The organism is Candidatus Methylacidiphilales bacterium (assembly GCA_025056655.1).
Classification (GTDB): Bacteria; Verrucomicrobiota; Verrucomicrobiia; order Methylacidiphilales; family JANWVL01; genus JANWVL01.
Window position 1 is genome coordinate 1 of the sequence record JANWVL010000043.1, and the last position, 2,484, is coordinate 2,484.

Annotated in this window: 2 protein-coding genes and 1 pseudogene; 1 reads left to right on the forward strand and 2 read right to left on the reverse strand. The window is 47.7% G+C overall.

What is annotated here, in order from left to right:
• The coding region (locus NZM04_01950; protein ID MCS7062806.1) for an IS5/IS1182 family transposase at window positions 1-166 on the reverse strand (166 nt) is incomplete at its 3' end.
• 427 nt (window positions 167-593) lie between these two features.
• Between NZM04_01950 and NZM04_01955 the strand changes: the two genes are divergently transcribed.
• Complete coding sequence (locus NZM04_01955) at window positions 594-1,952, forward strand: oligosaccharide flippase family protein (GenBank protein MCS7062807.1); 1,359 nt, start codon at window positions 594-596, stop codon at window positions 1,950-1,952.
• A gap of 209 nt (window positions 1,953-2,161) precedes the next feature.
• On the opposite strand, the pseudogene NZM04_01960 reads toward NZM04_01955, so the two are convergent.
• Window positions 2,162-2,484, reverse strand: a pseudogene (locus tag NZM04_01960) (integrase core domain-containing protein).

Genomic DNA, 2,484 nt, shown 5'->3' on the forward strand with positions numbered 1-2,484 from the left:
CAAACGGCGGGCGTCCCCCCTGGGGACCGCGCTTGGGCGCATACGGCGCAATCAGCGCTACCAGCTCAGCCCACGGCACCACCCGGTTCATTTCCTCCAAAAAGACACGCTTGCGCGTCTTCTTGACCCTGCGTTCAAACCCCGTCACGGCACTGGCCAGGCTCATCTGCTTCATGTCCGTTCTCTCTCTTCTCTGGAGGCTTGCTGTCCGTACTATCTCACATCAAAGGACGGGTGGGTTAAGCAGACTTTCCATAGCTGATAATTTCCGGCGGTGCGTCAAGGCAGGGTAGACAGACGCCCGTTAAGCAGACCTTCCATAACTGATAATCTCCGGCTCAAAGGTAACTACGTCGCTGTTAAGAAGTATATATTGCAGGATTTGCTAGCCAAGATTAATGCGATATGGTTTGGGATCAAGAGAAGTTAGATTTTCTGCACATGACCTAATCTTTTCGCGATTGTTTATTTATACTGCACATAATATGCTAATACAGCATAGCAATCTCAATCGACGGCTCAATTACAGGATCGGCGCTTAATTATAATTACGTTGCTTATTATAGACCACAATTCGTTTTTCTACGAGATACATGAAATCGTTACGCTCAATAGCCACATCGCTGCGACAGAGCTTAGATAGCCACATGTATGAAATACTAAGCAAAGGCGCGCTGGCAGTTCTGATAAAAATCATTGGTGCCTGCATAACTTTTCTCTTTCATTTACTCCTTGCACGTCTACTCGGCGCAGAAGGCTCGGGATTATATTTCCTAGCGCTCGCTATAATTACACTATCCGCCGTTGTCGGACGCTTGGGCATGGACAATAGTGTAACCCGTTACGTTGCTGCTCACGCCATTGCAGAGGAATGGCAATCCGTGCGTGGGGTTGTGCGACATGCGCTATGGTTGTCACTTGCCATGTCAACCATACTGGCGGTCACGACATTTATCCTTGCGACCCCATTGTCGAAATACATTTTTAGCGAGCCGAATCTAGCAGAGCCACTCACCCTAATGTCACTTGCTATCGTGCCTCTGGCATGCATCACCATACTAGCTCGTGCACTGCAAGGTCTCAAAAACGTTCGTGATAGCATGCTAATACAAGGCGTGCTAATCCATGCGTTCGCCACTGCGTTAACATTCTTGCTGGCTTATTCTTATGGAGTTAATGGTGCTGTCCTGGCCTATGTTGCCGCCACGTTCCTTACCATGGGATATGGCGCGCTGATATGGTATTTATGCACTCGTAAACATGGGCAAGTAAGACCTCAATTCGCTCTCACAACACTGTTATCCAGCAGCTTTCCTTTGTTAGGAGCAACGCTTATACATCAACTCAACTTGGCACTACCTGTTCTATTACTTGGCTTCTGGTCGAGCAGTGTAGAGGTTGGACAGTATAGTGCAGCCCATAGAACGGCAGCACTGATTAGCCTACTACTGGTGGCTGCTAACTCGATTATTGCACCGAAGATCGCTGCTATCTACCGACAAGGCAATACCTATGCATTGGAACATATCGTGCGTCATAGCGCAATGATACTCACTATCATATCAGCACCGGCCATGCTGCTGTTCATGACAATACCTGATAAAATCATGTCTCTGTTTGGTCCCGAATTTACATCGGCTTGGGCCATACTCGTAATATTGACGATCGGTCAAATCATCAATGTCGTGACAGGCCCTGTCGGATTCTTGCTGACGATGACAGGCCGTGAAAGAAGCTATCTCGAAGCAAATTTCATTGCTTTGTTGATATCTGCAGCTGGATGTAGCATATTGATCCCTCTCTATGGCGGGACAGGAGCAGCAGTAGCCAGTGCAGCTGCACTCTCTATAGTCAATCTAGTACGTGTTAATTTTATACGTAAAGAAATAGGTATAATTGCTCTGCCATGGCCAATCAAAAAAGATCGGACACCACAAGAAATTATTGATTAATACCCGATACTGCGATTACTGTAACTTCAAGCTGACCTGTAAATCACAGCCATAAATTTATGGCCGAGACTACAGCGATTTCACCGTCTGCCCTTATTTCAATACATTCGTATCGGTATATTCTTATAAAGTCTGCGATAGCAGGATCATATAACGACATTTTATGCACCAAGGCGTATACTGCTCTACCTATTATGTTCCATATGATCTTAACCATATGTGTCAAGTCCCGTAAGATTATAAACCTGTTTGTTGAACAGCTCAGGCCGTTTTGCAGACCAGTTTTTGAGAGCTTGGATGGGTGTGAGGTGACCGCGGGCCTTCTGTGGGATGGCATGGTTATACAGAGCAGCATAGCGCATGAGGGTCTCTTCTAGCTGCTCGCCGGAGCCGAACAGGGGTCGTGGCCAGGATTTCGCTGATGCGGCTATTGAAACGTTCGACCATGCCGTTAGTCTGGGGGTGACGGGGGCGGATTAGGCGGTGCTCGATGCCGTGAGCTTGGTAGACTCGGTCGTAGGGGTGTTGGCCG

What these genes read in the sequence shown, in the direction of transcription:
- NZM04_01955 (MCS7062807.1), top strand. Translation starts at nt 594, where the DNA reads ATGAAATCGTTACGCTCAATAGCCACATCGCTGCGACAGAGCTTAGAT.